This window comes from Bacteroides caecigallinarum (genome assembly GCF_021530995.1).
Taxonomy (GTDB): Bacteria; Bacteroidota; Bacteroidia; order Bacteroidales; family Bacteroidaceae; genus Phocaeicola; species Phocaeicola faecigallinarum.
The window spans coordinates 1-2,037 of record NZ_JADYTF010000213.1 but is presented as its reverse complement, the minus strand read 5'-3'; the positions used below and the strand labels follow the sequence as shown (position 1 = coordinate 2,037).

Here is a 2,037-nt window from a genome sequence, read left to right as displayed (position 1 = left end):
GAACATGTTTTTATCAAAAAATATAGTTTTCTTGATTTATATCAGTTCAAAGTATATAAAACACGCTTTATGATAACAAAAAGTGCATTAATTATATAAATGAACGTACAAGAAGTACAATAAAATACATGCATAAAGCAAGTTTCATTACTGTACCTAATAGAAATCCCAAAAGAGCGCCTGCACCTGAACGCAATGCGGACTTAATGTCTGCATCTCCGAATAGTTCACCGACCATTGCTCCCAAAAACGGCCCAAGAATTAATCCCCACGGAAGAAAAAACAATCCTATAACAGAACCAATGAACGCTCCCCAACTACCCCATTTGGTTCCACCGCTGTATTTACTTCCAAGCACCGGAATAAAATAGTCTATAATCTGAGCTATTATAACCAAAAGGAGTAAAACTATGATTTGGGTAGCAGAAAACTGTATTTTATCAGTGAAATGGAGTAATAGAAAACCTATATATGACAAAGGTGGATCTGGAAGTGCAGGAAGAATACATCCCAACAAGCCGACTAACATAAATAATGAGGCAAGGATTATCAATAATATATCCATATCAGAAAAATTTAAGCATGTTACAAAAAAAGCTGCTCCCCGACTCACGTCGAAGAACAGCCACAACACAAACACAAAATAAAACACGACAAAACTACTATTTGTATCTGTGAAAAACACAGACTTACATACCCATATTCACATACAGTCATGTAATTATATAGTTTTATTACGTTGTCAAATATATATTTCTTAATTACATAATGCCTTTTTCGCGCAAGTGTACCTGCCAGTTCCATGCAGAACGCAGTGTGTCTTCGATAGAAGTTTCAGCTTTCCAGCCCAATTCATTGTTAGCGTATGAAGGATCTGCCCAAACCTTAACGATATCACCTGCACGACGAGGAGCAATCTGATAGTTCAACTTAACACCAGTAGATGACTCAAACGCATTGATAAGTTCAAGTACTGACAAACCGCGACCTGTACCTACGTTGAACACTTCTGCGGATGCTTTCTGCTTACCTTCAAGGATACGGTTCATTGCTATTACATGAGCCTTAGCCAAATCCACTACATAAATGTAGTCGCGGATACATGAGCCGTCAGGAGTATCATAATCATCACCAAATACACTAAGTTTTTCGCGGATACCCATAGCAGTCTGAGTAAGATATGGGATAAGGTTCTGTGGAACTCCATTTGGCAATTCACCGATAAGTGCAGACGGATGTGCGCCTATCGGATTGAAATAACGAAGCTTGATAGCCTTGATAGGAGAACCGGAAGCTATTGTATCGTCAATGATTTCTTCGTTTATCTGTTTAGTATTACCATATGGAGATTCTGCCTTCTTGATTGGAGCTGCTTCTGTTACAGGCAATACGTCAGGCTGACCATATACTGTACATGATGATGAGAAGATGATTCCTTTTACACCATGCTTAGGCATGAGCTCAAGAATATTGATTAATGAAACGATATTGTTGCGATAGTAAAGCAAAGGTTTCTGTACAGATTCGCCAACAGCCTTGCTTGCCGCAAAATGAATAATACCTTCTATACCTGGATATTTAGTGAAAACTGCATCCATACCTTCGTAGTCAAGACAGTCAACTTTCTCGAATGCAGGACGGATACCTGTAATCTGTTCGATGCTGTCAACTACATCTGCTCTTGAGTTTGATAGATTATCAACAATGATTACTTCATAACCGCTGTTTTGCAACTCTACTACTGTATGTGAACCGATATATCCAGTTCCTCCAGTCACAAGAATTCTTTTTTTCATAATTAAATGTTTTATAGCTATTGTATATATGTTTAAGAATTATTTTGAGCAAAAATAATAAATAAAATTCAGAATTGATTCAAATCAAAGGAAAACATACAAAAAAATCCGGTATGTAGAGTCAAGTGGCAAGTGCAAAATTAGCAAATACTTTTATAAAACTCGATTTTGGGGGTTGAAAACCCTAGTTTTTTACGCGGTCTATCATTAATTTGATATTGTACTTTGTTCAGTTCCGCTT

At 37.0% G+C, this 2,037-nt stretch carries 2 protein-coding genes; both read right to left on the bottom strand.

Going from position 1 to position 2,037, the window contains the following annotated elements; all coding sequences use genetic code 11:
- Positions 1-91: 91 nt before the first annotated feature.
- Positions 92-565, bottom strand: a complete 474-nt coding sequence (locus I6E24_RS16055) for a DUF456 domain-containing protein (protein ID WP_235329695.1) — start codon at positions 563-565, stop codon at positions 92-94.
- Between the two features lie 196 nt (positions 566-761).
- On the bottom strand, positions 762-1,796 hold the full coding sequence (galE, locus tag I6E24_RS16050; protein WP_204403642.1) for a UDP-glucose 4-epimerase GalE: 1,035 nt from the start codon (positions 1,794-1,796) through the stop codon (positions 762-764).
- Between the last annotated feature and the right edge of the window lie 241 nt (positions 1,797-2,037).

What these genes read in the sequence shown, in the direction of transcription:
- I6E24_RS16055 (WP_235329695.1), bottom strand. Translation starts at nt 565, where the DNA reads ATGGATATATTATTGATAATCCTTGCCTCATTATTTATGTTAGTCGGC.
- galE (WP_204403642.1), bottom strand. Translation starts at nt 1,796, where the DNA reads ATGAAAAAAAGAATTCTTGTGACTGGAGGAACTGGATATATCGGTTCA.